Below are 26,277 nucleotides of genomic sequence, written 5' to 3' on the forward strand. Positions count from 1 at the left end.
CCACCGTACTTGGCCGCCAGCACCGTCGTGATGGCCGCCGTCAGCGTCGTCTTGCCATGGTCCACGTGACCAATCGTGCCCACGTTGACGTGCGGCTTGGTCCGCTCGAATTTTTCCTTTGCCATGCTTGCAGCTCCGAATGGATGTTTGCCGAACTCACTCACACGCCCCGACGTGGGGCCAGGACAACAGCATTGGTGCCCATGGGCAGGATCGAACTGCCGACCTCTCCCTTACCAAGGGAGTGCTCTACCACTGAGCCACATGGGCCTGCGGCCGCCTCGCGGCGACCACGGAAAACGGTCCGCACAACCAACCCCCGGCGCGCTGCACTGGAGCGGGAGACGGGAATCGAACCCGCGTCATCAGCTTGGAAGGCTGAGGTTCTACCATTGAACTACTCCCGCGTCGAACCCCGTCGACCGCGGACGCGGGCCGGCACAAGCCTTCTCTCTTGCCAACACAACCGGTTTCGCTGGTGGAGGGGGTTGGATTCGAACCAACGTAGGCGTAAGCCAACAGATTTACAGTCTGCCCCCTTTAGCCACTCGGGCACCCCTCCGGCGAGAGCCCCGCATTATGCCACGTTTTCGGCGCTTTTCGCGTCGGCCGCGTCGAGCTGTTGCAGAACCCCCTCACACCATCGCGCCAGCCGCCCGGTGGTGTCGGCACCGGTGCGGATGCCGTTGATGGATCGCTGGCTCAGGTGGCGCTCGCAGGCGATGGCGGCGGCCAGTCGCCCCGCGGCGCGCAGCGCGCGCACGGCGGCATGGGCCTGGGCCCCGCAGGCCACCACCCAGCGCAGGCCGGCCAGTTCGGCGGCCAGCCGCGCCAGGTTGTCCGGCGCCAGCACCTCCTCCACCGTCGGCACCGACCGTCCGGTCAGCGCCGGGTATTCCACGCGCGCCCAGGCGTTGGTGACGACGTAGTCGGCCCGGTGCGGCGAGGCAAAGCGCCGTGGGTCGCGGCGGTGCAGCTCCACGAGCACGCGCGCCAGGTTCGCCCCGGTGCCCGCAGCGCAGGGGTAGCCGCGCTGCGCCTCGAAGCGGCCCGGACAGATGAAGACGAAACCGGTGGCGGCGCCGGGGCAGGGCTGGTGGTGAGGGGCGAGGCCCGGCACGGTCATCCGCGCCGCCGCGGACACGCCCCCGCTCATGCGCCGAACAGCGCGGCCAGCGCCGCGCCTGGGTCGTCGGCGCGCATGAGGGCCTCGCCGACCAGGAAGGCCGGCACGCCCGCGTCGCGCAGCCGGCGCACGTCGTCGCGCGTGGCGATGCCGCTTTCGGTCACCAGCAGGCGCCCGGGCTCCAGCCGCGGCAGCAGGTCCAGCGTCGTCTGCAGCGAGACCTGGAAGGTGCGCAGGTCGCGGTTGTTGACGCCGATGAGCGGCGTGCGCAGGCGCTGCGCGCGCTCCAGCTCCGCGGCGTCGTGCACCTCCACCAGCACCGCCATGCCGAGTTCCTGCGCGATGGCCTCGAAGTCGGCCATCTGCGCGTCGTCGAGACACGCCGCGATCAGCAGGATCGCATCCGCCCCGAGCGCGCGCGCCTCCCAGACCTGGTACGGGTCGACGAGGAAGTCCTTGCGCAGCGCCGGCAGCGGCGCGGCCGCGCGCGCCTGCCGCAGGTAGTCCGGGTGCCCCTGGAAGTACGGCACGTCGGTCAGCACCGACAGGCAGGCCGCGCCGTGGCGCGCGTAGCTGGCGGCGATCGCCGCCGGGTCGAAGTCGGCGCGCAGCACGCCCTTGGAGGGGCTGGCTTTCTTGGCCTCGGCGATGACGGCGGCACGTCCGGCGGCCTGCGCGGCGCGCAGCGCACCGGCAAAGTCGCGCGGCGCGTCGTCGCGCAGGCTGGCTTCGGCCTGCGCGCGCACGGCCGCCAGCGGCGCGCGCGCGGACGCGGCGGCCACCTCCTCACGCTTGGTGGCGCAGATGCGCCGCAGGATGTCGCTCATGCGGCGGCCTCCGCGGCGAGCCGGTGCGTGACGGCGACGAACTGCTCCAGCTTGGCCTTGGCCGCGCCGCTGGCCAGCGCCGCGCGGGCGGCGGCGATGCCGGCCTCGATCGAGTCGACGACGTCGGCGGCGTAGAGCGCCACGCCGGCGTTGAAGACGACGATGTCAGCCGCCGGCCCCGGCTCGCCGTCCAGCACCGCCAGCAGCTTGGCGCGTGACGCCTCCGGCGTGGCCACCTGCAGGCTGCGCTGGCCCGCCATCGCCAGGCCGTAGTCCTCCGGATGGATGTCGTACTCGAGGATCTGGCCGTCCTTGAGCTCGCCGACCATCGTGGCCGCCCCGAGGCTGACCTCGTCCAGCCCGTCGCGCCCCCACACCACCAGCGCGTGGCGCGCCCCCAGGCGCTGCAGCACGCGCACCTGGATGCCGACCAGATCCGGGTGGAACACGCCCATCAGGATGTTGGAGGCGCCGGCCGGGTTGGTCAGCGGCCCCAGGATGTTGAAGATGGTCTTGACGCCCATCTCGCGCCGGATCGGGGCGACGTTCTTCATCGCCGGGTGGTGGTTGGGCGCGAACATGAAGCCGATGCCGACCTCGCGGATGCACCTTGCGATGGCCGCGGGCGGCAGGTTGATGTTGACGCCCAGGCTTTCCAGCACGTCGGCGCTGCCGGACTTGCTGCTGACGCTGCGTCCGCCGTGCTTGCTGACCTTGGCGCCCGCCGCGGCCGCGACGAACATCGCGCAGGTGGAGATGTTGAAGGTGTGCGCGCCGTCGCCACCGGTGCCGACGATGTCCACCAGGTGCGTCGGGTCGTCCACCGGCACCTTGGTGGCGAACTCGCGCATCACCTGCGCGGCGGCGGTGATCTCGCCGATGGTTTCCTTCTTGACGCGCAGGCCGGTGATGATGGCGGCGGTCATCAGCGGCGAGATCTGCCCGCCCATGATCAGCCGCATCAGGTGCAGCATCTCGTCGTGGAAGATCTCGCGGTGCTCGATGACGCGCTGCAGCGCCTCCTGCGGCGTGATGACGTGTCGGTGGGGCATGGTGGCTCTCCTCTGTACGGGTCCCCGGGGTGCGGTCGGCTCAAGGGGCTTGCAGGAAATTGCGCAGCAGCGCGTGGCCGTGCTCGGTCAGGATGCTCTCGGGGTGGAACTGCACGCCCTGCACCGGCAGCTCGCGGTGGCGCACGCCCATGATCTCGCCGTCGTCGCACCAGGCGGTGATGGCGAGCGCTTCCGGCAGCGTGGCGCGCTCGATGGCCAGCGAGTGGTAGCGGTTGACGGTGAACTGCCGCGGCAGGCCGGCGAACACCCCTTCCTGCGTGGTGGTGATGAGGCTGGTCTTGCCGTGCATCAGCTCGCGCGCGCGCACGATGCGCGCCCCGAACGCCGCGCCGATGCTCTGGTGCCCCAGGCACACGCCCAGGATCGGCACGCGGCCGGCGAAGTGGCGGATCGCCGCCACCGAGATGCCGGCCTCGGCCGGCGAGCACGGCCCGGGCGAGATGACCAGCCGGTCCGGCGCGCGCGCGGCGATGCCCTCCAGCGTGATCTCGTCGTTGCGGAACACCTCCACCTCGGCGCCCAGCTCGCCGAAGTACTGCACCAGGTTGTAGGTGAAGGAGTCGTAGTTGTCGATCATCAGCAGCCTGGGACGGCTCATTGCAGGCCCTCCTCCACCAGTTCGCTGGCGCGCAGCAGCGCGCGCGCCTTGTGCTCGGTTTCCTTCCACTCCAGCTCCGGCACGGAGTCGGCCACCACGCCGGCGGCGGCCTGTACATAGAGCGTGCCGTCGTGCACGACGCCCGTGCGGATGGCGATGGCCAGGTCCATGTCACCCGCCCAGCTCAGGTAGCCGACGGCGCCGCCGTAGATGCCGCGCTTGACCGGCTCCAGCCGGTCGATCAGCTCCATCGCGTGAACCTTGGGCGCGCCGGTGAGCGTGCCGGCCGGGAAGCTGGCGCGCAGCACGTCCATGCTGGTCAGGCCCGGACGCAGCAGCCCCTCGACATTGCTGACGATGTGCATGACGTGGCTGTAGCGCTCCACCGCGAAGGCCTCGGTCACCTTGACGCTGCCGATCTGCGCGATGCGGCCGATGTCGTTGCGCGCCAGGTCGATCAGCATCACGTGCTCGGCGCGCTCCTTCGGGTCGGCCAGCAGCTCGCGCTCGGCGGCCTTGTCCTGCTCGGGCGTGGCGCCGCGCGGCCGCGTGCCGGCCAGGGGCCGGATCGTGACCTTCACCCCTTCGTCGGTGCGCTCCTGGCGCACCAGGATCTCGGGCGAGGCGCCGACCACGTGCAGGTCGCTGCCACGCGCATCGGCCCCGGCCAGGTTGTAGTAGTACATGTAGGGGCTGGGGTTGAGCGAGCGCAGCGCGCGGTACAGCGCCAGCGGGCTGTGGGTGAAGCGCTTGTGCAGCCGCTGGCCGATGACGATCTGCATGAAGTCGCCCTGCTGGATGAGGCGCTTGGCCTCCTCCACCGCAGCCATGAAGTCGGCCGGCGTGCGCTCGTGCTCGACCGGGTGGGCCGCGCCGGGCTGCACGCTGGGCGCGCTGACGGAGTAGCGCAGCCGTTCGCGCAGCTCGCGCAGGCGGCGCCGCGCGCGGGCATAGGCCTCGGGTTGCGACGGATCGGCATAGACGATCAGGTACAGCTTGCCCGAGAGGTTGTCGATGACCGCGAGCTCCTCGGTCTGCAGCAGCAGGATGTCGGGCAGGCCGAGGTCGTCGGGCGGGCAGCTGGCCTGCAGCTTGCGCTCGATGTGGCGCACCGTGTCGTAACCGAAGTAGCCGGCCAGCCCGCCGCAGAAGCGCGGCAGCCCGGGCGGCAGCGCGACGCGGAAACGCGCCTGGTAGGCGGCGATGGCATCCAGCGGATTGCCGGCCAGGGTCTCGATCACGCGGCCGTCGCGCACCACCTCGGTGCGCGCCTGCTCGCCGAAGCCGCTGGCGCGCAGCCACGTGCGCGCGGGCAGACCGATGAAACTGTAGCGGCCGAAGCGCTCGCCGCCGAGCACCGACTCCAGCAGGAAGCTGTTGCGCCCGCCGCCGTCGGCGTGCGCCAGCTTCAGGTACAGCGACAGCGGCGTCTCCAGATCGGCGAAGGCCTCCTCGATCAGCGGGATGCGGTGATAGCCCTGGGAGGCAAGGTGCTGGAACTCGAGTTCGGTGATCACGGCGTGGGGGCTCCTGGCGTCGGGGTCCGCCGCGACGCGCTCCCCCGGGGAGCAAGGAGGCGGCGGACTGGCGTGGGGAGGAAAACGGGGTCGCCCGGGCGGGACCGGGCAGAGCTGCCGGCCGGCCATCACAGGCGCGACGGCATCACGCGGGGCAGGCGCGGCGACGCCAGGGCCAAGCCTCCCGGCGGCCGGTCTTCAGGGCGGCTGCCAGGCGCTCGTCGAAGGTGCGGCGACGCACGGTGATCATGCGCGCAGTGTAGCAAAGGCGCGGCCGCACCGGCGCGCCCTAAGATTGCGGGTTTGCCCTGCCTGCCGCCCCCAGCCCGATGGACGCTTCCGCCTCCGCCCGCCCCGATCACCCCGCGCCCGAGCGCCTGCTGCGCGTGCGCGGGGCGCGCACGCACAACCTGCGCAACCTCGACCTGGACATCCCGAAGGACGCGCTGGTGGTCATCACCGGGCCGTCCGGCTCGGGCAAGTCGAGCCTGGCGTTCGACACCCTGTACGCGGAAGGACAGCGGCGCTACGTGGAGAGCCTGTCGGCCTACGCGCGCCAGTTCCTGCAGCGGCTGGACAAGCCCGACGTCGACCTCATCGAGGGGCTCAGCCCCGCGATCGCCATCGAGCAGAAGGCCGCCAGCCACAACCCGCGCTCCACGGTCGGCACGGTCACCGAGGTGCACGACCACCTGCGCCTGCTGTGGGCGCGCGTGGGTGTGCCGTACTGCCCGCAGCACGACGTGCCGCTGCTGGCGCAGACGGTGCCGCAGATGGTCGACGCGCTGCTGGCCTGGCCGCAGGGTACGCGCCTGATGCTGCTGGCGCCGCTGGCCGGCGGCGCCGACCCCGCCGCGGCGCTGCGCGCGCTGCAGGGGCGCGGCTTCGTGCGCTTCCGCCTCGACGGCGAGGTGCTGGAGGCGGAGGCGGCGCTGGCGCGCGCCGGCGCCGCGCGGCGGCTGGAGGTGGTGGTCGACCGGCTCAAGGTGCGCGCCGACGTGCGCCAGCGGCTGCACGACAGCCTGGAGATGGCCCTGGGGTTGGGCGAAGGGCATGCGCTGGCGCTGGATCTGGACGCCGACCAGGCCCTGCCGCTGCACGCGCGCGCCACCTGCCCGCACTGCGGGTACACGGCACCGGAGCTGGAGCCACGCCTGTTCTCGTTCAACGCGCCGCAGGGCGCCTGCCCGGCCTGCAACGGCCTGGGTCACGTGGAGGTGTTCGACCCGGCGCGTGTCGTCGCCTTCCCGGAACTGAGCCTGGCCGGTGGGGCGATCAAGGGCTGGGACCGGCGCAACGCGCAGGCTTTCGCGCTGGTCAAGTGTCTGGCGGCGCACTACGGGTTCGACCCCGAGACGCCGTGGCAGGAGCTGCCCGCGCACGTACGTGACGTCCTGCTGCACGGCAGCGGCCAGGAGGCGATCGCCTTCGAGTACGTCGGCGACCGCGGGCGCCGCGTGGTGCAGCACCACCCGTTCGAGGGCATCCTGCCCAACCTGCAGCGGCGCTGGCAGCGCACCGACAGCCCGGCGGTGCGCGAGGAGCTGGCGCGCCTGCGCACGCGCCAGCCCTGCCCGGCCTGCGGTGGCGCGCGTCTGCGCCCCGAGGCACGCGCGGTCTTCGTCGGCACGGGCGCGCAGCGGCGCACGCTGCCGCAGGTGGAGGCGATGACGCTGGCGCAGGCGCTGGGCTGGTTCGACGCGCTGCGCCTGCAGGGGGCGCGCGCCGACATCGGCCAGCGGCTGCTGGCCGAGATCCGCGCGCGCCTGCGCTTCCTCAACGACGTCGGCCTGCCGTACCTGACGCTGGACCGCAGCGCCGAGACCCTCTCCGGCGGCGAAGCGCAGCGCATCCGCCTGGCCAGCCAGATCGGCGCGGGCTTGAGCGGCGTGCTGTACGTGCTGGATGAACCCAGCATCGGCCTGCACCCGCGCGACAACGACCGCCTGATCGCCACGCTCAAGCGCCTGCGCGATCTCGGCAACACCGTCGTCGTCGTCGAGCACGACGAGGACATGATGCGCGCGGCCGATCACCTGATCGACCTCGGCCCCGGCGCCGGCGAGCTGGGCGGGCGCATCATGGGGCAAGGCCACTGGACCGCGGTGGCGGCGCAGCCGGACTCGCCCACCGGCGCCTACCTGAGCGGGCGGCGCCGCATTGCGATACCGGCCCAGCGGCGGGCCTGGCCACGCACCCCGGCCGGCGGATCCGGCAAGAGCGCATCGGCGGCGCGCGGCGCCGCGCTGCGGCTGGTGGGCGCGCGCGGCCACAACCTGCGCGGCATCACGGTGGACATACCGGTGGGCCTGTTCACGTGCGTCACCGGGGTGAGCGGATCGGGCAAGTCGACACTGGTCAACGACACGCTGCTGCGCGCGGTGCAGCGCCATCTGCACGGCAGCGGCCCCGAGCCCGAGCCGCACGAGGCGCTGGAGGGGGCGGAGCACTTCGACAAGGTGATCGCGGTGGACCAGAGCCCGATCGGGCGCACGCCGCGCTCCAACCCGGCCACCTACAGCGGCGTCTTCACACTGATCCGCGAGCTGATGGCGCAGACCCCGGCGGCACGCGAGCGCGGCTGGGAGCCGGGGCGCTTTTCGTTCAACGTGCCGGGCGGACGCTGCGAGGCCTGCCAAGGCGATGGCGTGGTGCGCGTGGAGATGCACTTCCTGCCCGACGTCTACGTGCCGTGCGAGCTGTGCGGCGGCGCGCGCTACCACCGCGAGACGCTGGAGGTGCGCTACAAGGGGCTCAACATCGCCGAGATCCTGGACCTGACGGTGGCGCAGGCGCATGCCTTCTTCGCCAACGTGCCGGCGCTGCAGCGCCGGCTGCAGACGCTGCTGGACGTCGGGCTGGGCTACCTGCGCCTCGGTCAGAGCGCCACCACGCTGTCGGGCGGCGAGGCGCAGCGCCTCAAGCTCGCGCAGGAGCTGGCCAAGCGTGACACCGGCCGCACGCTGTACGTGCTGGACGAGCCGACCACCGGGCTGCACTTCGTCGACATCGAGCTGCTGCTGCAGGTACTGCTGCGCCTGCGAGACGCCGGCAACACCATCGTCGTCATCGAGCACAACCTCGACGTCATCAAGTGCGCCGACTGGGTCATCGACCTCGGCCCCGAGGGCGGCGCCGGCGGCGGCACGGTGGTGGCCTGCGGCACGCCGGAGGAGGTCGCCACCCACCCCGACAGCCTGACCGGACGCTACCTGGCGCGCGTGCTGCGCGCGGCGGGCTGAGCCGCACTCAGAGCAGACCGGCCAGATCCTCGATGGCGTCGACGACGATCGCCGTGCCGATCGCGATCAGCAGGATGTCGGCACCGATGCGCACGAAGCGGTAGCCCGGCGGCGGTTCGCCGAGGCGGCGCTTGAGCTCCGGCGGCAGCGCGTGGATCGTGACCCCGGCCGGCAGCGGCTGGCCGAGCTTCCACGGCTTGGTCAGCCCGGGCGGCCGGCAACCGTTGGCCTTCTTCGCCAGGCCCGGCGGGCAGCGACCGGCCTGCACCTGGGCGCCGAAGACGAGGCGCACCGCCTCGCGCTCGCGCTCACCGAAGTAGGCGCCGAGCGCCACCCCCGCTGCCGGCGGCGCCAGCCGCTCGTCGCGGCCGGGCTTGGCGGCGTCATGGCGGGCGTCCTCGCCCGGCTGGACCCAAGCCGGACGGCCGTGCCCGCCCCCCTTGTCGTCCGGCTTGCCGGCCGCCGCCAGCCCGGCCAGCGCCATGCCGGCGGCCAGCGCCAACGCCACCCGCCACGTCCTGCCCGCGTCGATGCTCGCCATGTCGCACTCCTTTGCTGGCATGATAGGCCGCCGGGCCGCGGGGGCCAAGCCCGCGGCGGCGTAACCGGTGCAACCGGATGCAACACGCGACAGGGCAAGGCATGAGCGGATTCGACTTCGACCTTCTCGTCATCGGCGGCGGCAGCGGCGGCGTGCGCGCCGCGCGCATGGCCGCGCAGCGCGGCGCGCGCGTGGCGCTCGTCGAGGCGCAGGGACGCAGCGGACTCGGCGGTACCTGCGTCAACGTCGGCTGCATCCCGAAGAAGCTCTACCACTACGCCGCGCACTACGCCGAGGCGGCGGAGGAAGCGCGCGGCTACGGGTGGCACGGCCCCGCGCCCGCGCTGGACTGGGGCGAGCTCAAGCGCCGCCGCGCCGCCGAGATCGCACGGCTCAACGGCGTCTACGAGACCCTGCTGCGCAACGCCGGCGTGACGCTGCTGGAGGGGTGGGCACGGCTGCTGGACGGTCACACCGTGCAGGTGGCCACGCTCAACGCCGACGGCAGCCCCGGGCACCAGACCTGGCGCGCCGAGCGCATCCTGATCGCCACCGGCGGCACGCCCTACGTGCCGCACTTTCAGGGGCGCGAGCACGTGATCACCTCCAACGAGGTGTTCGATCTGGAGCCGTTGCCCGCGCGCCTGGTGGTGGTCGGCGGCGGCTACATCGCCTGCGAGTTCGCCTCGATCTTCCTCGGCCTGGGCGTGCGCGTGACGCAGCTCTACCGCGGCGAGCAGATCCTGCGCGGCTTCGACGACGAGGTGCGCCACTTCCTGGCCGATGAGCTGCGCAAGAAGGGGCTGGACCTGCGGCTGCAGACCGGCGTGGTGGCGGTGCGGCGGCACGACGACGGCCTGCACGTGCAGCTGGAAGACGGCGCCACCGTGGTGGCCGACGCGGTGCTCTACGCCACCGGGCGCGTGCCCAACGTCGCCGGGCTGGGGCTGGAGCAGCTGGGCGTGGCGCAGGGCGCGCAGGGTGCCATCGTCGTCGACGAGCACTTCCGCACCAACGTGCCCAGCGTCTATGCGGTGGGCGACGTGGTGGCGCGCGCGCAGCTGACGCCCGTGGCGCTCGCGGAAGCGATGGCGGTGGTCGATCACCTGTTCGGGCCGCCCGCCGGCGCCGCACCGCGGCAGGCGCGCTACGACCTGATCCCGACCGCCGTCTTCACGCTGCCCAGCGTCGGCACCGTCGGGCTGACGGAAGCGCAGGCGCGCCAGCAGGGCCGGCGGCTGCGCATCTACCGCAGCGCCTTCCGTCCGCTGCGCCACACCCTGTCGGGCCGCGACGAGCGCGCGCTGGTCAAGCTGGTGGTCGATGACGCGAGCGACCAGGTGCTGGGCGCGCACATGGTCGGCCCGGAAGCCGGCGAGATCGTGCAGGGCTTCGCGGTGGCGCTGCGCTGCGGCGCCACCAAGGCGCAGTTCGACGCGACGCTGGGCATCCATCCGACGCTGGCGGAGGAGTTCGTCACGCTGCGCGAACCGGCCTTGGTGGGGTGAGGCGCATGACCACACCCGTGCACACGCCCGCATTCGTCGCGCCGCAGCGCTTCACCGACCCCGACGCGGCGGTGGCGCACGCCGCGCGCCTCTATGAGGCCGCGGTGCAGCACCTGCGCGCGGCGCTGCACGACTATCTGCGCCAGCCGCTGCAGGCCGATACGGCCCTCCCGCGCGTGCGCGCCTGCTACCCCGCGGTGCGGCTGCACGTGCCGCGGCCGCTGGATCCGCTGGCCGCCCGCGCGCGCCAGAGCCACGGCTTCGTCACCCGCACCGGCCGCTACGAGACCACGCTGACGCGCCCGGATCTGTTCGCCGACTACTGGCGCGAGCAGTTCGCGCTGCTGCTGCAGCACCACGGCGAGCCGCTGGAGATCGCCATCAGCCACGAGCCGATCCCGCTGCACTTCGCGCTCGGCGAGGACAGCGCCTTCGAAGGCGAGCTCAGCGCCGTGCAGCGTGCGCGGCTCGGCGAGGTGTTCGACCTGCCGGACCTGAGCGCCATGGACGACGCCATCGCCAACGGCCTGCACGTGGCGCGCGACGACGCACCGCAGCCGCTGGCGCTGTTTCGCGCCGCGCGCATCGACTATTCGCTCGCCCGCCTGCGCCACTACGGCGGCACCTCGCCGGCGTGGTTCCAGAACTTCGTGCTGTTCACCAACTACGCCTTCTACGTCGACGAGTTCGTGCGCCTGGGGCGGGCGCAGATGCAACGGCCCGACAGCGAGTACGTGGCGTTCGTCGAGCCGGGCAACGTCGTCACCTGGCGCGCAGGGCTGGGTGCCGGGGAACGCGCGCGGCTCGCGGGCCCCGAAGGCAGCGCGCCGCCGCGCATGCCGCAGATGCCGGCCTACCACCTGGTGCGCGCCGACCGCAGCGGCATCACGCTGGTCAACATCGGGGTGGGCCCGAGCAACGCCAAGACCGCCACCGACCACATCGCCGTGCTGCGCCCGCACGCCTGGCTGATGCTGGGGCACTGCGCCGGCCTGCGCCACAGCCAGCAGCTGGGCGACTACGTGCTGGCGCACGCCTACGTGCGCGAGGACCACGTGCTGGACGAGGAGCTGCCGCTGTGGGTGCCGATCCCGGCGCTGGCGGAGGTGCAGCAGGCCCTGGAAGGCGCGGTGGCCGACGTCACGGGCCTGCAGGGCGCGGCGCTCAAGCGCGTGCTGCGCACCGGCACGGTGGCCAGCACCGACAACCGCAACTGGGAACTGCTGCCCGGCGCGGTGGCACAGCGGCGCCTGTCGCTGTCGCGCGCCATCGCGCTGGACATGGAGTCGGCCACCATCGCCGCCAACGGCTTTCGCTTCCGCGTGCCGTACGGCACGCTGCTGTGCGTCAGCGACAAGCCGCTGCACGGCGCCATCAAACTGCCCGGCATGGCCGACCGCTTCTACCGCGAGCGCGTCGACCAGCACCTGCGCATCGGCCTGCGCGCCGTCGAGCGGCTGCGCGCCGCCGGCATCGACCAGCTGCACAGTCGCAAGCTGCGCAGCTTCGACGAAGTCGCGTTCCAGTGACCGCCCGCGGCCGGCGCGTCAGGGCTGCCAAGCCCCCATCGCCTCGCCCATGCGCACCGGGCGGCCCGGCGCCCAGTCCGGCTGCAGCCGCGCCACCCCGGCCGGCAGCAGCACGATGACCGTGGAGCCGAGCAGAAACCGCCCCATCTCCGCCCCCTGCGCCAGGGCGATCTCGCGGCCGTCGTAATCCCAGCGACGCACGATGCCGGGGCGCGGCGGATTGACCACGCCGTGCCACGCGGTGGCCATGCTGCCGACGATGGTGGCCCCCACCAGCACCAGCGCGAACGGAAAACGCCGGCCGTCGGGGCGCCGCCCCTCGAACAGGCAGACCACCCGCTCATTGCGCGCGAACAGCCCCGGCACCCCGCGCGCCGTCACCGGATTGACCGAATACAGCGAGCCCGGCACGTGCACCATGCGCTCGAGCTGCCCCGCGCACGGCATGTGGATGCGGTGGTAGTCGCGCGGGCTCAGGTAGAGCGTGGCGAATGTCCCGTCGGTGAACGCCGCCGCCAGCGCCGCATCGCCTCCCAGCAGCGCCGCCACCGTGTAGCCGTGCCCCTTGGCCTGCAGGATGCGGTCGCGCTCGATCGCGCCGCACTGGCTGATCGCGCCATCCACCGGGCACACCAGATCCGCAGCGGCCAGCGGCCGCGCGCCCGGGCGCAGCGCGCGCGTGAAGAAATCGTTGAACGTCGCGTAGGCGGCCGGGTCGGGCTGCGCCGCCTCGCTCATGTCCACGCCGTAACGCGCGATGAAGCGGCGGATCGCCGCCTGCGTCACCGGCCCGAGCGGCCGGCGCGCCAGCGCCCCGGCCAGCTCGGTCAGCGCGCGCTTGGGCAGCGCATGTTGCAGCCAGACGGCTGCGCGGTCCTGCAAGGTCATCCGGCGATTATCGGTTGGCGGGCACCCATCCCTGCGGCGGCCCCGGGCCGCGGCATCGCGGCACAATCCCCCCATGACCGAGGCTTTGCTGCAGATCGACGGGCTGACCAAGCGCTATGGCGGGCGCACCGTGGTGGACGGTCTGTCGTTTTCGATAGCGGCGGGCGAGTGCGTGGGACTGCTCGGGCCCAACGGGGCGGGCAAGACGACCACGCTGCGCATGGCGCTGGGGCAGGTGGCGCCGGATGCCGGGTCGGTGCGCGTCTTCGGCCTGCCGATGCCGCAGCAGGCGCGCGCGATCAAGGCGCGGCTGGGCGTGGTGGCGCAGTTCGACACGCTGGACCCGGACTTCACCTGCGCCGAAAACCTGCTGGTCTATGGGCGCTACTTCGGCCTGCCGGACGCGCCGCTGCGCGCGCGCATCGGGCCGCTGCTGGACTTTGCGGCGCTTTCGCACAAGGCCGATGCGCGCCCCGGGGAGCTGTCGGGCGGCATGCGGCGGCGCCTGAGCCTGGCGCGCGCGCTCGTCAACGACCCGGCGCTGCTGCTGCTGGACGAGCCGACCACCGGGCTGGACCCGCAGGCGCGCCACCTGATGTGGGAGCGGCTGCAGCGCCTGCTGCAGCAGGGCAAGAGCATCCTGCTGACGACGCACTTCATGGACGAGGCCGAGCGGCTGTGCCACCGGCTGGTGATCGTGGACCACGGCCGGCGCATCGCCGAAGGCGCCCCGCGCGCGCTGATCGCGCAGCACCTGGAGCCGGAGGTGATCGAGCTCTATGGCGAGCAGGGCCAGCCGGATGTGGCCGCGCTGCTGGACGAGGAGGCGCGCGCGCTGGCCGGCCGCATCGAGACGCACGGCGAGACGACCTTCCTCTACACGCGCGACGCGCGCCCGCTGCTGGCGCAGCTGGCGGGCCGGCCGCGGCTGCGCCTGCTGCACCGGCCGGCGAATCTGGAGGATCTGTTCCTGCGCCTGACCGGGCGGCAGATCCGCGCCGAAGGATGAACCGCATGCGTGACCTGCTCAACTCCGCCCATTGGGGGCCGCCGCGGCCCGGCGCGCGCTTCGTCGCCGTGTGGCGGCGCAACCTGCTGGTCTGGCGCAAGCTGGCGATTCCGAGCCTGGTCGGCAACATCGCCGAGCCGCTGATCTGGCTGGTGGCGTTCGGCTATGGGCTCGGCGCGCTGGTCGGCAGCGTGACGTTGCTGCTGCCCGGCGGCGATGCGCAGCCGGTGCCGTACCTGGTGTTCCTTGCGAGCGGCAGCGTCTGCATGAGCACGATGAACGCCGCCACCTTCGAGGCGCTGTATTCGGCGTTTTCGCGCATGCACGTGCAGCGCACCTGGGACGGCATCCTCAACGCCCCGGTGACGCTGGACGACATCGTGCTGGCCGAGATGCTGTGGGCGGCGTTCAAGGCGCTGTTTGCCGCCAGCGCGATCCTGCTGGTGATGCTGCTGCTGGGCATCGGCCACAGCCCCAAGCTCGTGCTGGCGTGGGCGGTGCTGGCACTGACCGGCGTGACGTTCGCGAGCCTGGCGCTGATCTTCAACGCGCTGGCCAAGGGCTACGACTTCTTCACCTACTACTTCACGCTGTTCTTGACGCCGATGACGTTCGTCTCGGGCGTGTTCTTCCCGCGCGAGCAGCTGCCCGGCTGGGTGCAGGCGGTCGGTGCGGCGCTGCCGCTGACGCACGCGGTACAGCTGGTGCGCCCGCTCTTTCTGGACCACTGGCCGGCCGAGGCGGCGCGGCACGTGGCGGTGCTGGCCGGCTATGCGCTCGCGGCGTTCTGGGTGGCGCTGGCACTGACGCGGCGGCGCTTCGCGCGCTGAGCGTCGGCCAGCACCTGCTGCAGCGCGGCGCGTTCGATCGGCTTGGCCAGAAAGCCGTCCATCCCGGCTGCAAGGCAGCGCTCGCGGTCCTCGCCGAAGGCGTTGGCGGTCAGCGCGACGATGCGCAGCGGGGCGCGCCCCGGCTGCGCAGCCTCCCAGCGGCGCAGCGCCTCGGTGGCCTGCAGGCCGTCCATCTCCGGCATCTGCATGTCCATCAGCACGAGGTCAAACGGCCGCCGCTGCGCCAGCGCCACCGCGGCGCGACCGTCGTCGGCGAAGGTGACGCGGTGGCCGGCGCGCGTCAGCAGCGCCTCGATCACGCGGCGGTTGACGGGGTGGTCCTCGGCCACCAGGATGTCCAGCGGCAGCGCGGCCTCGGCGTCTTCGTCGGCGGGCGCCGGCGCAACCGAGGGCGGATCGGTGGCGTCCGGCGCCGGCTCGGCCGGCGCCAGCGGCAGCGCCACGGTGAAGGTGCTGCCGTGCCCGGGGACGCTGTGCACGCTGAGCGTGCCGCCCATGCGCTGCACCAGCTCACGGCTGATCGCCAGCCCCAGCCCGGTGCCCCCATAGCGGCGGTTGGCCGCGCCTTCGCCCTGCACGAAGGGGTCGAAGATGCGCGCCAGCTGCTGCGGCGGGATGCCGATGCCGGTGTCGTGCACCGCCCACTCGGTGCGCCAGCGGCCGTCCGGCAGCGGCTCGGCGCGCACCGCCAGCGTCACGCTGCCGCGGTCGGTGAACTTGACGGCGTTGCCGACCAGGTTGAACAGCACCTGGCGCAGCCGCGTGGCGTCACCGCGCACGCGCGCGGGCAGCGCCTCGCCGCCCTGCACCGTCAGGGTCAGGCCCTTCAGGCGCGCCGAGGCCTGCATCGCGCCTTCGATGTCGCGCAGCAGCGCGCGCGGGTCGAACGGCTCGTCGCGCAGCTCCAGCCGGCCGGCCTCGATCTTGGACAGGTCCAGGATGTCGTTGACGATGTCGATCAGGTGCCGCGCCGCGCCCAGCGCGGTGGCCAGCGTCTCGCGCAGCGCCGGCTCGGCGCTCTGGTCCAGCGCCAGCTCCAGCAGGCCGACCACGCCGCTGAGTGGCGTGCGGATCTCGTGGCTCATGTTGGCGAGGAACTGCCCGCGCGCGACGTTGGCGGCCTCGGCGCGGGCGCGCAGCTCCTCGGTCTGCTCGTGCTGGCGGCAGGCGCGGCAGGCCAGCGCCAGCCGCTGCCAGATCGGCAGCAGCGCGCGCTCGACGTCGTCGTGCACCGGCTGCGAGCGCAGCCACGCGATCCAGCCGAAGCCCGGCAGCGCCGCGCGCTGCCACACGCCGCCGTCGTGCGCCGGCAGTGCCGCGCCCAGCGCCGGCGGCGGCCAGTCCTGCGGCGGCGGCAGGTGCTCGCGCACGCGCGCCGGATAGACCAGCACCGGCGCCGCATCGCCCTCCCACACCGCGCCGGCGCGCGCCCCCAGGAGCTTGAGCGCCGTCGGCACGAAGCGGCGCAGCATCGGCTCCAGGTGCAGGTCCTGCCCGATCGACAGCGCCAGCTCGTACTGCAGCGAGACGATCGCCAGGTTGCGGCGCAGCAGCTGCTCAGGCATCGGCGTCGGCGGCCAGCGCGGCCAGCACGATGGTCTTGTTGTAGAACTCCAGGCAGGCGTCGCCGCCGTTGGCCACCTCGCCCAGCGTCAGCACGCCGGCCAGCGCACGCGCGCCGATGACGGCGCGGATGGCCGCCAGCTCTTCGCCGAAGCGCTGCTCCAGGTACAGCACGCGGCTGATGCAGTCGGCCACCAGCACCGGCCCGCGCGTGCCGGCCAGCGCCTGCGCGCCGCGCGCCGCCGCCTGCACCAGCGCCTGCGGGTCGCCGCGCAGCAGGTGCACCAGGCTGTACGGCGGCACGTCGCCGACGCAGCGCAGGCCGCCGCCCTCGATGGTGATCGGGTCGCGCACGACCAGCCGGCCGTCGGGCTTGTCGAGCCCGAACGGGTAGCCCTTGGCGACGTCGAAGAAGCCCTCCGGAGCCGGGTCGCGCCCGGCATCGGCCTGCACCGCGGCGCGGTAGACCTCGTAGGCCGGGCGGTGGTCGAGCGACTCGATCACCGGGCCGTGGCCGCCGGTGACGACGAACGGGCCGGCCAGCGGCTGCCAGCCGTGGTCCACGCCCAGCGCCAGTCGCTCGCGCAGCAGCACCAGCTGCAGCGCGTCGGCGCGCAGCCCCTCGCGGCTGAACAGGCACGGGCGCGGCTGGAAGCTGAGGCTGCCGGCCCCGCCGCCGAAGTAGCAGACGTCGCTGCCGAACTGGTCGTACACCGCATCCAGCGCGGCAGCGATGCGCGGCGCCAGGCCGTCGACCCAGACCATCACGGCGGCCACGCCGTCCGGCGCCGGCAGCACCTGCGCCAGCGCCGCTGCGGCGTCGGTGTCGTCGCGCGACAGGCCGTCGACGTGCGCCACCTCGAAGGCGCTGGGCCAGCCGACGACGACCCAGCCGCGCTCGTGGTGCTCGCTGCCGTGGATCAGCTGCGGAAACACCCCACCGGCCACCGGCACCGGCAGGCCCGCCAGCCACCCGTCCACATCGGCCGGCGTGACGCCGTTGGCATCCGCCGCCCACAGGATCAGGCCGCGCGCGCCCTGTGCCAGCACTTCCGCGGCCAGCCGCTGCAGGGCGCCCGGCGCGGGGTCGGGGGTGAAAGCGACGAGGGGTTCGGTCAGCATGGCACGACGGGGCGATGGACGCAGAGTTTTTAGCGAATTCCAGGGCGAGTTTAGCATTTTGAGCGGGAGCGCGCCGGCCCCGGCGCGCCGCCCCGTCAGGCCACGGCCGCCGGCGCGCGCTGGTGCAGCCCGAGCGCGTCCAGCGCCTGCCGCAGGTGCCCGACGGTGCGCTCGACGTGCAGCAGCTTTTCCAGCCCGAACAGCCCGACGCGGAAGGTGCGGAAGTCCGCCGGTTCGTCGCACATCAGCGGCACGCCGGCGGCGGTCTGCAGCCCGACGGCGGCGAACTTGCGGCCGTTGGCGATCTCCGCGTCGTCGGTGTAGCTGACCACCACGCCCGGGGCCTGGAAGCCCGGCGCGGCCACGCTGCGCAGCCCGCGCGCCTCGAACAGCGCGCGCACGCGCCGGCCCAGCTCCGCCTGCGCCGCCTGCATCGCGGCAAAGCCCTGCTCGCGCGTCTCCTGCATCACGTCGCGCAGGCGCGCCAGCGCGTCGGTCGGCATCGTGGTGTGGTAGACGTGCCCGCCCTGCTCGTAGGTCTCCATCACCTGCAGCCACTTCTTCAGGTCGCAGGCAAAGCTCGAGCTGGTGGTGCCGTCGATGGCCTGGCGCGCGCGCTCTGACAGCATCACCATCGCGCAGCACGGCGAGCCGCTCCAGCCCTTCTGCGGCGCCGAGATCAGCACGTCCACGCCGCATGCGCGCATGTCCACCCACATCGCGCCGGAGGCGATGCAGTCCAGCACGAACAGCCCGCCCACCGCGTGCGCGGCCTCGGCCACCGCGCGCAGGTAGTCGTCCGGCAGCATCATGCCGGCGGCGGTCTCCACGTGCGGGGCGAACACCACCGCCGGGCGCAGCGCGTGGATCGTGCGCACCACCTCGTCCAGCGGCGCCGGCACCCACGGCGCCTGCGGCTCCTCGGCCACGCGGCGGGCCTTGAGCACGTGCGCCTCGGCCGGGATGCGCCCCATGTCGAAGATCTGCGTCCAGCGGTAGCTGAACCAGCCGTTGCGGATCACCAGCACGCGCCGGTCGGTGGCGAACTGGCGCGCCACCGCCTCCATGCCGAAGGTGCCGCTGCCCGGCACCAGCGCCACCGAGTGCGCGCCGTACACCTCCTTCAGGATGCCGCCGATGTCCGTCATGACGCGCTGGAAACGCCTGGACATGTGGTTGAGCGCGCGGTCGGTGTAGACGACCGAGAATTCGAGCAGACCGTCCGGGTCGATGTGGGGCAGCAGGCCGGGCATCGGTGTCGTCTCCTGGGTGGGGTGGATGCGGGGAAGCGGACGCCCCCTGCACCGGCGGGACCCGGGGGCACGGGGCGGCAGGCCGGGGCGCGTGCCGGTCAGCTTAGCACGCCGTCGCGCAGCGCGTCGACCGCGGCGCGCACCACCGCCTGGATGCTGCCGGTGCGCGCGTGCACCGCGCGCAGCTGGCGCGCGTGGTTGCCGGCCGCGCCGGCCACCGCTTCCAGCTCCGCCAGCGCCGCGGTGCTGTCCAGCGCCTGCGCGTGCGGCTCCAGCCGGCGCAGCGTGGCCAGGATGTCCTCGCGGATCGACAGCGGCTCGCGCGTGCGCGGGTGCACCATCGTGCCCTCCAGCCCGAAGCGGCACGCCTGGAAGCGGTTGTAGGTGTAGACGAGGTAGTCGTCCTCTTCCGGCGGCGGCTCGCCGCCCTCCAGCAGGTGGCGGCACAGCGCCTGCAGGTAGCACGCCAGCGCCGCGGCGCGCTCCACCGTCAGCGGCGTGTCGCAGACGCGCAGCTCGATCGTGCCGTACTCGGGCTTGGGGCGGATGTCCCAGTAGAAGTCCTTCATCGACTTGACGACGCCGGTGGACTCCATCTTGCGGAAGTACCCCTGCTCGAAGTCGTCCCAGCGCAGCACGAACGGCGCGCGGCCGCTGAGCGGAAACGCGAACACCGAGTTCAGCCGCGCCGAGTCGAACAGCGTGTCCACCCCCTGGAAGAACGGCGAGGAGGCCGACAGCGCGATGAAGTGCGGCACGTAGCGGTTCAGCGCGTGCAGCAGGAACAGCGCCTCGTCGGCCGAGCGGCAGCCGATGTGCACGTGCTGACCGAACACCGTGAACTGCTTGGCCAGATACCCGTACAGGCCCGACAGTTGCTGGAAGCGCGGCTTGTCGAAGATGCGCTGCTCGAACCAGCGCTGAAAGGGGTGCGTGCCGCCGCCGGCCAGCTCGACGTTGAGCCGCTCGGCCGCCTCGAGCAGGGTGTCGCGGATCGCGCGCAGCTGCGCCAGCAGCGCGTCGTGGCGCGTGTGCACGCCGGTGGCGATCTCGATCATGCTCTGCGTCATCTCGGGCGTGACGCTGCCCGGAAACGGCGCGCGCTTGAGCAGCGCGAGCAGGTCGTCGGCTCCGGGCGTGAGGTCGAGGTCGTAGGGATTGACGATCTGCAGCTCGAGCTCCACCCCCATCGTGAGGGCATCGGACTGCTTGAACGGCTCCAGCGGCATCGCCTCACCCCCCGCCATCCGGTCGCGGCGCCGGCGCGGCGGCGGCCTCGCGCGCCGCGCGCAGCGCCCACACGGTCACCAGCGGTCCGAGCAGCTCGGCCCACAGCAGCGCCGCGGTCAGCTGGTACAGCACCTGCGCCGCCGGGGCCACCCCCAGCGCCACGCTGCGCTCCAGCAGCAGCAGCGTCAGCGCCGACATCGGCAGCAGCGCCACACCGGTGAGCACGCCCTTGCGCGCGCTGGTACCCCCAGGCCAGGCCAGCGCCGCGTTGACGCCGACCGGCACGAGCAGCCGCGCCCCCAGCACCAGCGCCGCCACCGACCACACGCCCGGCTCGGCCAGCGCCGGCCACGTCATGCGCGAGCCGACGTAGACGAACAGGAACACGCCGAGCAGCCAGCCCAGCGCACCGAAGTCGCGCTGCACCGCCGCCACCATCGTCTGGCGTTGGCGCAGCACCACGCCGAAGCTCAGCGCCGCCAGCAGCGGCGACAGCTTCAGGGCGTCGGCCACCACCGTCAGCCACACCAGCGCCAGCGCGTAGCCCACCGTCGGCACCACCGGCGCCGCAAACGGCCCGCGCACCAGCAGCCCCAGCACCACTGCCAGCGCCATGCCCAGCCCCACCGAGGCCACCAGCGCGTAGCCGCCGGCCAGCAGCGCGGCCGTCCAGTCGCCGGCACGGCTGACGAACCAGTAGGCGCTGACCGCCTTGACCAGCAGCACCGCCAGCACCGACAGCAGCGCCGCCTGATGCAGCGCGCGCTCGGTCACCTGCCCGCCGGCGCGCAGGTCGTTGACCACGCGCAGCAGCGCCGCCGGCGAAGCCGCCACCGCCACCGCCGCCAGCAGCCAGCGCACCTCCGGCGCCAGCCCCAGCCAGCCGCCGCCCCAGGCCACGAGCGCGAACACGCCCAGTCCCTGCAGCACGGCCGCCAGCGCCACCCACGGGTTGTGGCGCAGCCACGGCAAGTGCAGGCGGTGTCCGAGCTCGAACAGCGCCAGCGCCAGCGCCAGCTGCGCCAGCAGCGCCAGCGCCGAGGCGTCCACCCACTGCGGCGCCGGCGCCACCACGCTGGCCAGCAGCCCCACCGCCACGTAGACGCTGACGCGCGGCAGGCTCCACGCCTGCGCGCGTTCACCCAGCCACCACGCCAGCCACAGCAGGGCCGGCCATGTCACGAGCACCTGCACGATGTGCTCACTCCTCGGGAGCCTCGGTTCCCATGCCCTGTGGGATGGCAAAGCGGGCCCCGAGTTCCGCCAGCCCCAGGTCATCGAGGATGCGCTGCAGCCGCAGCGCCGCGCTGCGCTTGCGCCGGCCGGTGCGTCGCGCCAGGATCAGCTCGTTCTTCAGCGAGTGCTCCCAGCCCACCAGCTCGGTGACGGTGACGTCGTAGCCGGCGGCCTCCAGCCGCAGGCAGCGCATCACGTTGGTGACCTGGCTGCCGAACTCGCGCGTGTGCAGCGGGTGACGCCACAGCTCCGCCAGCGGCGTGCGCGCCAGCTGCAGCGCCTTGTGGCGCCGCAGCGCCGCGGCCACCTCGGCCTGGCAGCACGGCACGACGACGATCGCGCCGGCCTGGCGCTGCAGCGCGAAGTCCAGCGCGTCGTCGGTGGCGGTGTCGCAGGCGTGCAGCGCGGTGACCACGTCCACCTGCGCCGGCAGCGCCGCCATCGCCTCGCGCACGGTGGCGGCGACGAAGTGCATGCGCGCAAAGCCCAGCCGCTGCGCCAGCGCCTGGGCGCGCGCCACCAGCTCCGGCCGCGCCTCCACGCTCCACACCGAGCCGGCCGCCCGCGCGGCCAGCACGCGGTCGTACAGCAGGAAGCCGAGGTACGACTTGCCGGCGCCATGGTCCACCACCGTGACGTCGCCACGCGCGGCCAGCGCCGTCTCCAGCAGCGGCTCGATGAAATGCAGCAGGTGGTTGACCTGCTTGAGCTTGCGGCGCGTGTCCTGGTTGAGCCGGCCGTCGCGCGTCAGGATGTGCAGCTCCTTGAGCAGCTCGATCGACTGGCCCGGCCGCAACTCGGCCTGCACGTCCGGCGGCAGCGCCGCCGCGGGGGATCGTTTCATGATGCCATCGTACCCCAGGCGCCGGCCGACCCCGCAGGCGCTTGCGGGGCCGCGCGGACCGGTGCATGATGCGGCCATCGTCGGCCACCGCCCGCCCGCCATGAGCACGCGCGTCATCTACGTCGATCCGAGCGAAACCCGCATGCGCCGCTACGCCACCAAGGTGATCAACATCCTGGGCGGGCCGGGCTGCGACAAGTCGCTCTACGCCTCGGCGATCGTGCTCAAGCTCCACCTGCTGGGCAAGACCGTGGAGTGGGTGCCCGAGGTCGCCAAGGCGCACGTGTGGGCCGGCGATACCGAGGGCCTGCGCAACCAGTGGGGGCTGGCGCAGCAGCAGTACCGGATGCTGGTCTGCCTGGACGGCCAGGTGCAATACCTGGTCACCGAGGGGGGGCTGCCCCAGCTGCTCTACTACAACGAAAAATACCCCGACAACATCTGCGACGTCGCCAAGACGAAGGCGCAGATCCACGCCTGGATCAAGCGCTTCGAGCACATCAACATCTTCGCCCAGCGCGACACCGACAAGCCCTACGTGCAGGCGGGGCGGCTGCAGGACGAGCAGCGTGCGCGCGAGATCGACCTCGAAATGCGCACCTTCTACAGCAGCGAGGGCATCAAGTACACGCTGCTGCCGCCGGACCATCGCGCGATCCTGGAGTGGGCCGGCACGCTGCCGTGAGCCGGCGGCGCGCCGGCCGCCCCGGGCGCCACGGGGGCTGCGCCCCCGTGGCGGCGCCGGCGGGGCGCGGGCGCCTCACGCCAGCAGGGCGCTGACGCGCTTGACGTAGCCGGCCGGATCTTCCGGCATGCCCCCCTCGGCCAACAGCGCCTGGTCGAACAGCACGTGCGCCAGGTCGTCGAAGTGCGGATGGCCGTCCAGCTTGCGCACCAGCGCGTGCTCGGGGTTGAGCTCCAGGATCGGCTTGACGTCAGGCACCTTCTGCCCGGCTGCCTTGAGCAGCCGCGCCAGCTGCATCGAATATTCGCCGTCCTCCACCACCAGGCATGCCGGCGAATCCACCAGCCGCGCCGAGACGCGCACATCCTTGGCCTTGTCCTTCAGCACGTCCTTGAGGCGCTGCAGCAGCGGCTTCAAGGTCTCGGCGGCCTGCTCGGTCTTCTTCTTCTCCTCCTCGTCCTGCAGCTTGCCGAGGTCGACCGCGCCCTTGGCGACGCTGCGCAGCGGCGTGCCGTCGAAGTCGTGCAGGTACTGCAGCATCCACTCGTCGACGCGGTCGGTCATGAACAGCACCTCGATGCCCTTCTTGCGGAACACCTCCAGCTGCGGGCTGTTCCTGGCCGCGGCCAGCGACTCGGCGGTCAGGTAGTAGATCGCCTCCTGGCCTTCCTTCATGCGCGCCTTGTAGTCCGCCAGGCTCACCGTTGCGGCCTCGCTGTGCGTGGAGGCGAAGCGCAGCAGGCGCGCCAGCCGCTCGCGGTTGGCGAAGTCCTCGCCCAGCCCCTCCTTGAGCACCATGCCGAACTCGGCCCAGAAGCGGCTGTACTTGCCGGCGTCGGCCTCGGCCTGCCGCTTCTCGTCGTCGCTCAGGCGCTCCCACGCCTCGCCCTCGGGCTTGCGGTCCCTGGCCGCGAGATCCTCCAGCAGCGACAGCACCCGACGCGTATTGCCCTCGCGGATCGCGCGCACGTCGCGGCTGTCCTGCAGCAGCTCACGGCTGACGTTGAGCGGCAGGTCGGCCGAATCGACCACGCCCTTGACCCAGCGCAGGTACACCGGCAGCAGCGCCTCGGCGTCGTCCATGATGAAGACGCGCTTGACGTAGAGCTTGACGCCGCCGCGCTTGTCGCGGTTCCAGATGTCGTACGGCGCCTTCGACGGGATGTAGAGCAGCTGCGTGTACTCGGTGGCGCCCTCCACGCGGTGGTGCGCCCAGGCCAGCGGCGGCTCGTCGTCGTAGGCGAGGTTCTTGTAGAACTCGACGTACTGCTCGTCGGTGATGTCCTTCTTCGCTCGCGTCCACAGCGCGCTGGCGGCGTTGACCTGCTCCCACTCCTGCAGCAGCACGTACTCGCCCTTGTCCTTGTCCCACTGCTCCTTGGGCATCAGGATCGGCAGGCTGATGTGGTCGGAATACTTGCCGATGATCGACTTGAGCTTCCAGCGGCTCAGGTATTCGCTGGCGTCGTCGCGCAGGTGCAGGATGACGCTGGTGCCGCGCGCGGCGCGCGTGATCGTCTCGGTGGTGAACTGGCCGCTGCCGTCGCTCGTCCAGCGCACGCCCTGCTCGGGCGGCAGTCCGGCGCGGCGGCTCTCGACCACGATGCGCTCGGCGACGATGAAGCCGGAGTAGAAGCCGACGCCGAACTGCCCGATCAGCTGCGCGTCCTTCTTCTGGTCGCCGCTCAAGCGCTGCAGGAACTCGCGCGTGCCGCTCTTGGCGATGGTGCCGAGGTGCTCGATCGCCTCGGCCTCGCTCATGCCGATGCCGTTGTCGGTGATGGTGATCGTCCTGGCCGCCTTGTCGAAGGTGACGCGGATCTCGAGGTTGGGCTGGTCCTCGTAAAGCGAGGCGTCGGCCAGCGCCTCGAAGCGCAGCTTGTCGCAGGCATCCGAGGCGTTGGAGACCAGCTCGCGCAGAAAGATGTCGCGGTTGGAGTACAGCGAATGCGTCACGAGGTGCAGCAGCTGCGCCACCTCGGCCTGAAAGGCATGCGTATGGGAACTCATGGTGCGGTGCGGGTCGCGTTGGAAAAACCGAAACCGGACGGGCCGGGCGTGCGCCTGGCCATCGCTGGCAGATGGGGGCGCGCCGGCGCCTTTCAAGCCCCGGCGCCGGCCTGGGCGCGCAGCCAGCGCGCGCACTCCGCCGCGGGCAACGGCCGCGCAAACGCGTAGCCCTGCGCCAGCCGGCAGCCGCGCGCCAGCAGCGCCTGCGCCTGCTGCGGCTGCTCGACCCCCTCGGCCAGCGTCTCCAACCCGAGGCGCTGCGCCAGCATCACGATCAGGTCGACGATCGCCTCGGCCTCCGCGTCGTGCGGCAGGTCGGCGACGAAGCTGCGGTCGATCTTGATGCGCTGCACCGCAAAGCGCCGCAGCTGCGCCAGCGAGGAATAACCGGTGCCGAAGTCGTCGATTGACAGGTGCACCCCCAGCGCCCGCAGGGCGCGCACCGTGGCCTGCGCCGCCTCGGCATCGTGCAGCAGCACCCCCTCGGTCAGCTCCAGCTCCAGTCCCTGCGGCGGCACGTCGGCAGCCTGCAGGGCCGCGCGCACGCGCGCCACCAGGTCGGGCTGGCGGAACTGCGCCATCGACAGGTTGACCGCCACGCGCGGGCACGGCACGCCCTCGTCGCGCCAGCGGCGCAGCTGGTGCAGCGCCGCCTGCAGCACCCACTCGCCGATCGAGACGATCAGCCCGCTGTCCTCGGCCACCGGAATGAATTCGGCTGGCGCCACCGCCCCGAGTTCCGGATGCTGCCAGCGCAGCAGCGCCTCCACGCCGACGATGCCGCCATGGTCCAGCCACACCTGCGGCTGGTAGTGCAGCGTCAGCTCGCCACGCTCCACCGCGCGGCTCAGCGCGCGGTGCAAGGCGTGGGCACGCTCGCTGCGCCGCCGCAGCCCCGGCGCGAACACGCGCCAGCAGCGCCGCCCCTGCGCCTTGGCCTCGTTGAGGGCCATGTCGGCGGCCGCCACCACTGCGTCGAACGTCTCGCCGTGCGCGCCCAGCCACGCCACCCCGGCCGACAGCGGCACCACCAGCTCGTGCCCGTGCACCAGCACCGGCCGCTGGGCGCGGCCGACCAGCTCGGCGGCCCAGCGCTGCGCCGCCTCGGCGTCGCAGCCGGGCAGCACGGCGGCGAAGCGGTCCCCGCTGATACGCGCGAACAGCCCCGGCGGGGCGATGCGCTGCTGCCCCATGCGCGCCACCACCCGCAGCACTTCGTCGCCGACCGCGTGGCCCAGCGCGTCGTTGACGTTGCGGAACAGGTCCAGATCGACGCACACCACCGCCAGCGGGGTGCCCTCGGCGCACGCGTCCTGCACCAGCCGTCGTCCCTGCGCCAGCGCGGCGGCCCAGTTCGGCCCGCCGGTCAGCGGGTCCTCATAGGCGATGCGGCGCAACTCGGCCTCGGCGCGTTCGCGCCGCCAGACCTCCTCGCGCAGCCGCTCGACGCTGCGCTGCAGGCGGCCGAGCTGCTCGCGCTGGCTGCGGCGCACCTCGTCGAACAGCGGCTGCAGCGCCTGCAGCAGCTGCGCCGACGGGCGCAGCGGAACAGGGGATTCGGCCATGGGGAAAGGCACGGATCGGAAGCGTTCCGATGGTAACGCGCGAGGGCGGCGCCGCCAACG

At 72.7% G+C, this 26,277-nt stretch carries 22 protein-coding genes and 3 tRNA genes; 6 read left to right on the forward strand and 19 right to left on the reverse strand.

Annotation, left to right across the window (positions count from 1 at the left end):
* The 9 genes from Tsedi_RS11085 to trpE form a co-directional block, all read right to left on the reverse strand.
* Positions 1-125: GTP-binding protein (locus Tsedi_RS11085; RefSeq protein WP_246099264.1), on the reverse strand; the 125-nt coding region annotated here is incomplete at its 3' end.
* Between the two features lie 70 nt (positions 126-195).
* Positions 196-270 (reverse strand) — tRNA-Thr (locus Tsedi_RS11090).
* A gap of 63 nt (positions 271-333) precedes the next feature.
* A tRNA-Gly gene (locus Tsedi_RS11095) sits at positions 334-407 on the reverse strand.
* Positions 408-476: 69 nt separating this feature from the next.
* Positions 477-562: transfer RNA gene (locus Tsedi_RS11100), tRNA-Tyr, on the reverse strand.
* A gap of 15 nt (positions 563-577) precedes the next feature.
* The gene (locus Tsedi_RS11105; protein ID WP_143896607.1) at positions 578-1,156 is read right to left on the reverse strand and encodes a hypothetical protein; all 579 of its coding nucleotides are present in this window, start codon (positions 1,154-1,156) and stop codon (positions 578-580) included.
* Positions 1,153-1,953, reverse strand: a complete 801-nt coding sequence (trpC, locus tag Tsedi_RS11110) for an indole-3-glycerol phosphate synthase TrpC (protein WP_143896609.1) — start codon at positions 1,951-1,953, stop codon at positions 1,153-1,155. Before trpC ends, Tsedi_RS11105 begins: the two co-directional genes overlap by 4 nt.
* Entirely contained in the window at positions 1,950-3,005 is a 1,056-nt protein-coding gene (trpD, locus tag Tsedi_RS11115; protein ID WP_143896611.1) for an anthranilate phosphoribosyltransferase, read from the reverse strand. Before trpD ends, trpC begins: the two co-directional genes overlap by 4 nt.
* Positions 3,006-3,045: 40 nt before the next feature.
* Complete coding sequence (locus tag Tsedi_RS11120) at positions 3,046-3,624, reverse strand: anthranilate synthase component II (RefSeq protein ID WP_143896613.1); 579 nt, start codon at positions 3,622-3,624, stop codon at positions 3,046-3,048.
* Positions 3,621-5,141, reverse strand: coding sequence for an anthranilate synthase component I (trpE, locus tag Tsedi_RS11125; protein ID WP_143896615.1), 1,521 nt, complete (start codon positions 5,139-5,141; stop codon positions 3,621-3,623). Before trpE ends, Tsedi_RS11120 begins: the two co-directional genes overlap by 4 nt.
* A gap of 329 nt (positions 5,142-5,470) precedes the next feature.
* Here trpE and uvrA point away from each other — a divergent pair, with 329 nt between their 5' ends.
* Positions 5,471-8,383 (forward strand): excinuclease ABC subunit UvrA, encoded by a 2,913-nt coding sequence (gene uvrA, locus Tsedi_RS11130; protein ID WP_143896617.1) that lies wholly within the window; start codon positions 5,471-5,473, stop codon positions 8,381-8,383.
* 7 nt (positions 8,384-8,390) lie between these two features.
* Here the strand turns inward: uvrA and Tsedi_RS11135 are convergent, their stop codons facing one another.
* Positions 8,391-8,924, reverse strand: coding sequence for an RcnB family protein (locus tag Tsedi_RS11135; RefSeq protein WP_185970659.1), 534 nt, complete (start codon positions 8,922-8,924; stop codon positions 8,391-8,393).
* Positions 8,925-9,025: 101 nt separating this feature from the next.
* On the opposite strand from Tsedi_RS11135, the gene gorA reads away from it, so the two are divergent.
* Complete coding sequence (gorA, locus tag Tsedi_RS11140; protein WP_143896619.1) at positions 9,026-10,432, forward strand: glutathione-disulfide reductase; 1,407 nt, start codon at positions 9,026-9,028, stop codon at positions 10,430-10,432.
* 5 nt (positions 10,433-10,437) lie between these two features.
* Positions 10,438-11,961 (forward strand): AMP nucleosidase, encoded by a 1,524-nt coding sequence (locus Tsedi_RS11145; RefSeq protein ID WP_143896621.1) that lies wholly within the window; start codon positions 10,438-10,440, stop codon positions 11,959-11,961.
* 18 nt (positions 11,962-11,979) lie between these two features.
* On the opposite strand, the gene asd is transcribed toward Tsedi_RS11145, so the two are convergent.
* The gene (gene asd / locus Tsedi_RS11150; RefSeq protein WP_143896672.1) at positions 11,980-12,843 is read right to left on the reverse strand and encodes an archaetidylserine decarboxylase; all 864 of its coding nucleotides are present in this window, start codon (positions 12,841-12,843) and stop codon (positions 11,980-11,982) included.
* A 79-nt stretch (positions 12,844-12,922) separates the two neighbouring features.
* Here asd and Tsedi_RS11155 point away from each other — a divergent pair, with 79 nt between their 5' ends.
* Both Tsedi_RS11155 and Tsedi_RS11160 read left to right on the forward strand, forming a co-directional pair.
* Positions 12,923-13,858: an ATP-binding cassette domain-containing protein gene (locus Tsedi_RS11155; protein WP_143896623.1), complete on the forward strand. Its 936-nt coding sequence runs from the start codon at positions 12,923-12,925 to the stop codon at positions 13,856-13,858.
* Between the two features lie 5 nt (positions 13,859-13,863).
* Complete coding sequence (locus Tsedi_RS11160; RefSeq protein WP_143896625.1) at positions 13,864-14,688, forward strand: ABC transporter permease; 825 nt, start codon at positions 13,864-13,866, stop codon at positions 14,686-14,688.
* Here Tsedi_RS11160 and Tsedi_RS11165 read toward each other — a convergent pair.
* From Tsedi_RS11165 to Tsedi_RS11190, 6 genes are all read right to left on the reverse strand, one after another.
* On the reverse strand, positions 14,628-16,274 hold the full coding sequence (locus Tsedi_RS11165; RefSeq protein WP_143896627.1) for an ATP-binding protein: 1,647 nt from the start codon (positions 16,272-16,274) through the stop codon (positions 14,628-14,630). The genes Tsedi_RS11160 and Tsedi_RS11165 overlap by 61 nt on opposite strands.
* Positions 16,267-17,394 (reverse strand): FIST signal transduction protein, encoded by a 1,128-nt coding sequence (locus Tsedi_RS11170; protein WP_185970660.1) that lies wholly within the window; start codon positions 17,392-17,394, stop codon positions 16,267-16,269. The genes Tsedi_RS11165 and Tsedi_RS11170 overlap by 8 nt, the downstream gene beginning before the upstream one ends.
* A 95-nt stretch (positions 17,395-17,489) precedes the next feature.
* The gene (locus Tsedi_RS11175) at positions 17,490-18,647 is read right to left on the reverse strand and encodes an aminotransferase class V-fold PLP-dependent enzyme (RefSeq protein ID WP_143896631.1); all 1,158 of its coding nucleotides are present in this window, start codon (positions 18,645-18,647) and stop codon (positions 17,490-17,492) included.
* A 98-nt stretch (positions 18,648-18,745) separates the two neighbouring features.
* On the reverse strand, positions 18,746-19,876 hold the full coding sequence (locus tag Tsedi_RS11180; protein WP_143896633.1) for a YbdK family carboxylate-amine ligase: 1,131 nt from the start codon (positions 19,874-19,876) through the stop codon (positions 18,746-18,748).
* A gap of 4 nt (positions 19,877-19,880) precedes the next feature.
* The gene (locus Tsedi_RS11185) at positions 19,881-21,071 is read right to left on the reverse strand and encodes a cation:proton antiporter domain-containing protein (protein ID WP_185970661.1); all 1,191 of its coding nucleotides are present in this window, start codon (positions 21,069-21,071) and stop codon (positions 19,881-19,883) included.
* 7 nt (positions 21,072-21,078) lie between these two features.
* Complete coding sequence (locus Tsedi_RS11190) at positions 21,079-21,957, reverse strand: class I SAM-dependent methyltransferase (protein ID WP_143896637.1); 879 nt, start codon at positions 21,955-21,957, stop codon at positions 21,079-21,081.
* Between the two features lie 100 nt (positions 21,958-22,057).
* On the opposite strand from Tsedi_RS11190, the gene Tsedi_RS11195 reads away from it, so the two are divergent.
* The gene (locus Tsedi_RS11195) at positions 22,058-22,642 is read left to right on the forward strand and encodes a hypothetical protein (RefSeq protein WP_143896639.1); all 585 of its coding nucleotides are present in this window, start codon (positions 22,058-22,060) and stop codon (positions 22,640-22,642) included.
* A 75-nt stretch (positions 22,643-22,717) separates the two neighbouring features.
* On the opposite strand, the gene htpG is transcribed toward Tsedi_RS11195, so the two are convergent.
* Together htpG and Tsedi_RS11205 are read right to left on the reverse strand one after the other, a co-directional pair.
* Positions 22,718-24,652, reverse strand: coding sequence for a molecular chaperone HtpG (gene htpG, locus Tsedi_RS11200; protein ID WP_143896641.1), 1,935 nt, complete (start codon positions 24,650-24,652; stop codon positions 22,718-22,720).
* A 92-nt stretch (positions 24,653-24,744) separates the two neighbouring features.
* A complete protein-coding gene (locus Tsedi_RS11205) occupies positions 24,745-26,217 on the reverse strand; it encodes a putative bifunctional diguanylate cyclase/phosphodiesterase (protein ID WP_185970662.1) in 1,473 nt (490 codons plus the stop codon).
* Positions 26,218-26,277: the final 60 nt, after the last annotated feature.

Source organism: Tepidimonas sediminis (assembly GCF_007556605.1).
Classification (GTDB): Bacteria; Pseudomonadota; Gammaproteobacteria; order Burkholderiales; family Burkholderiaceae_C; genus Tepidimonas; species Tepidimonas sediminis.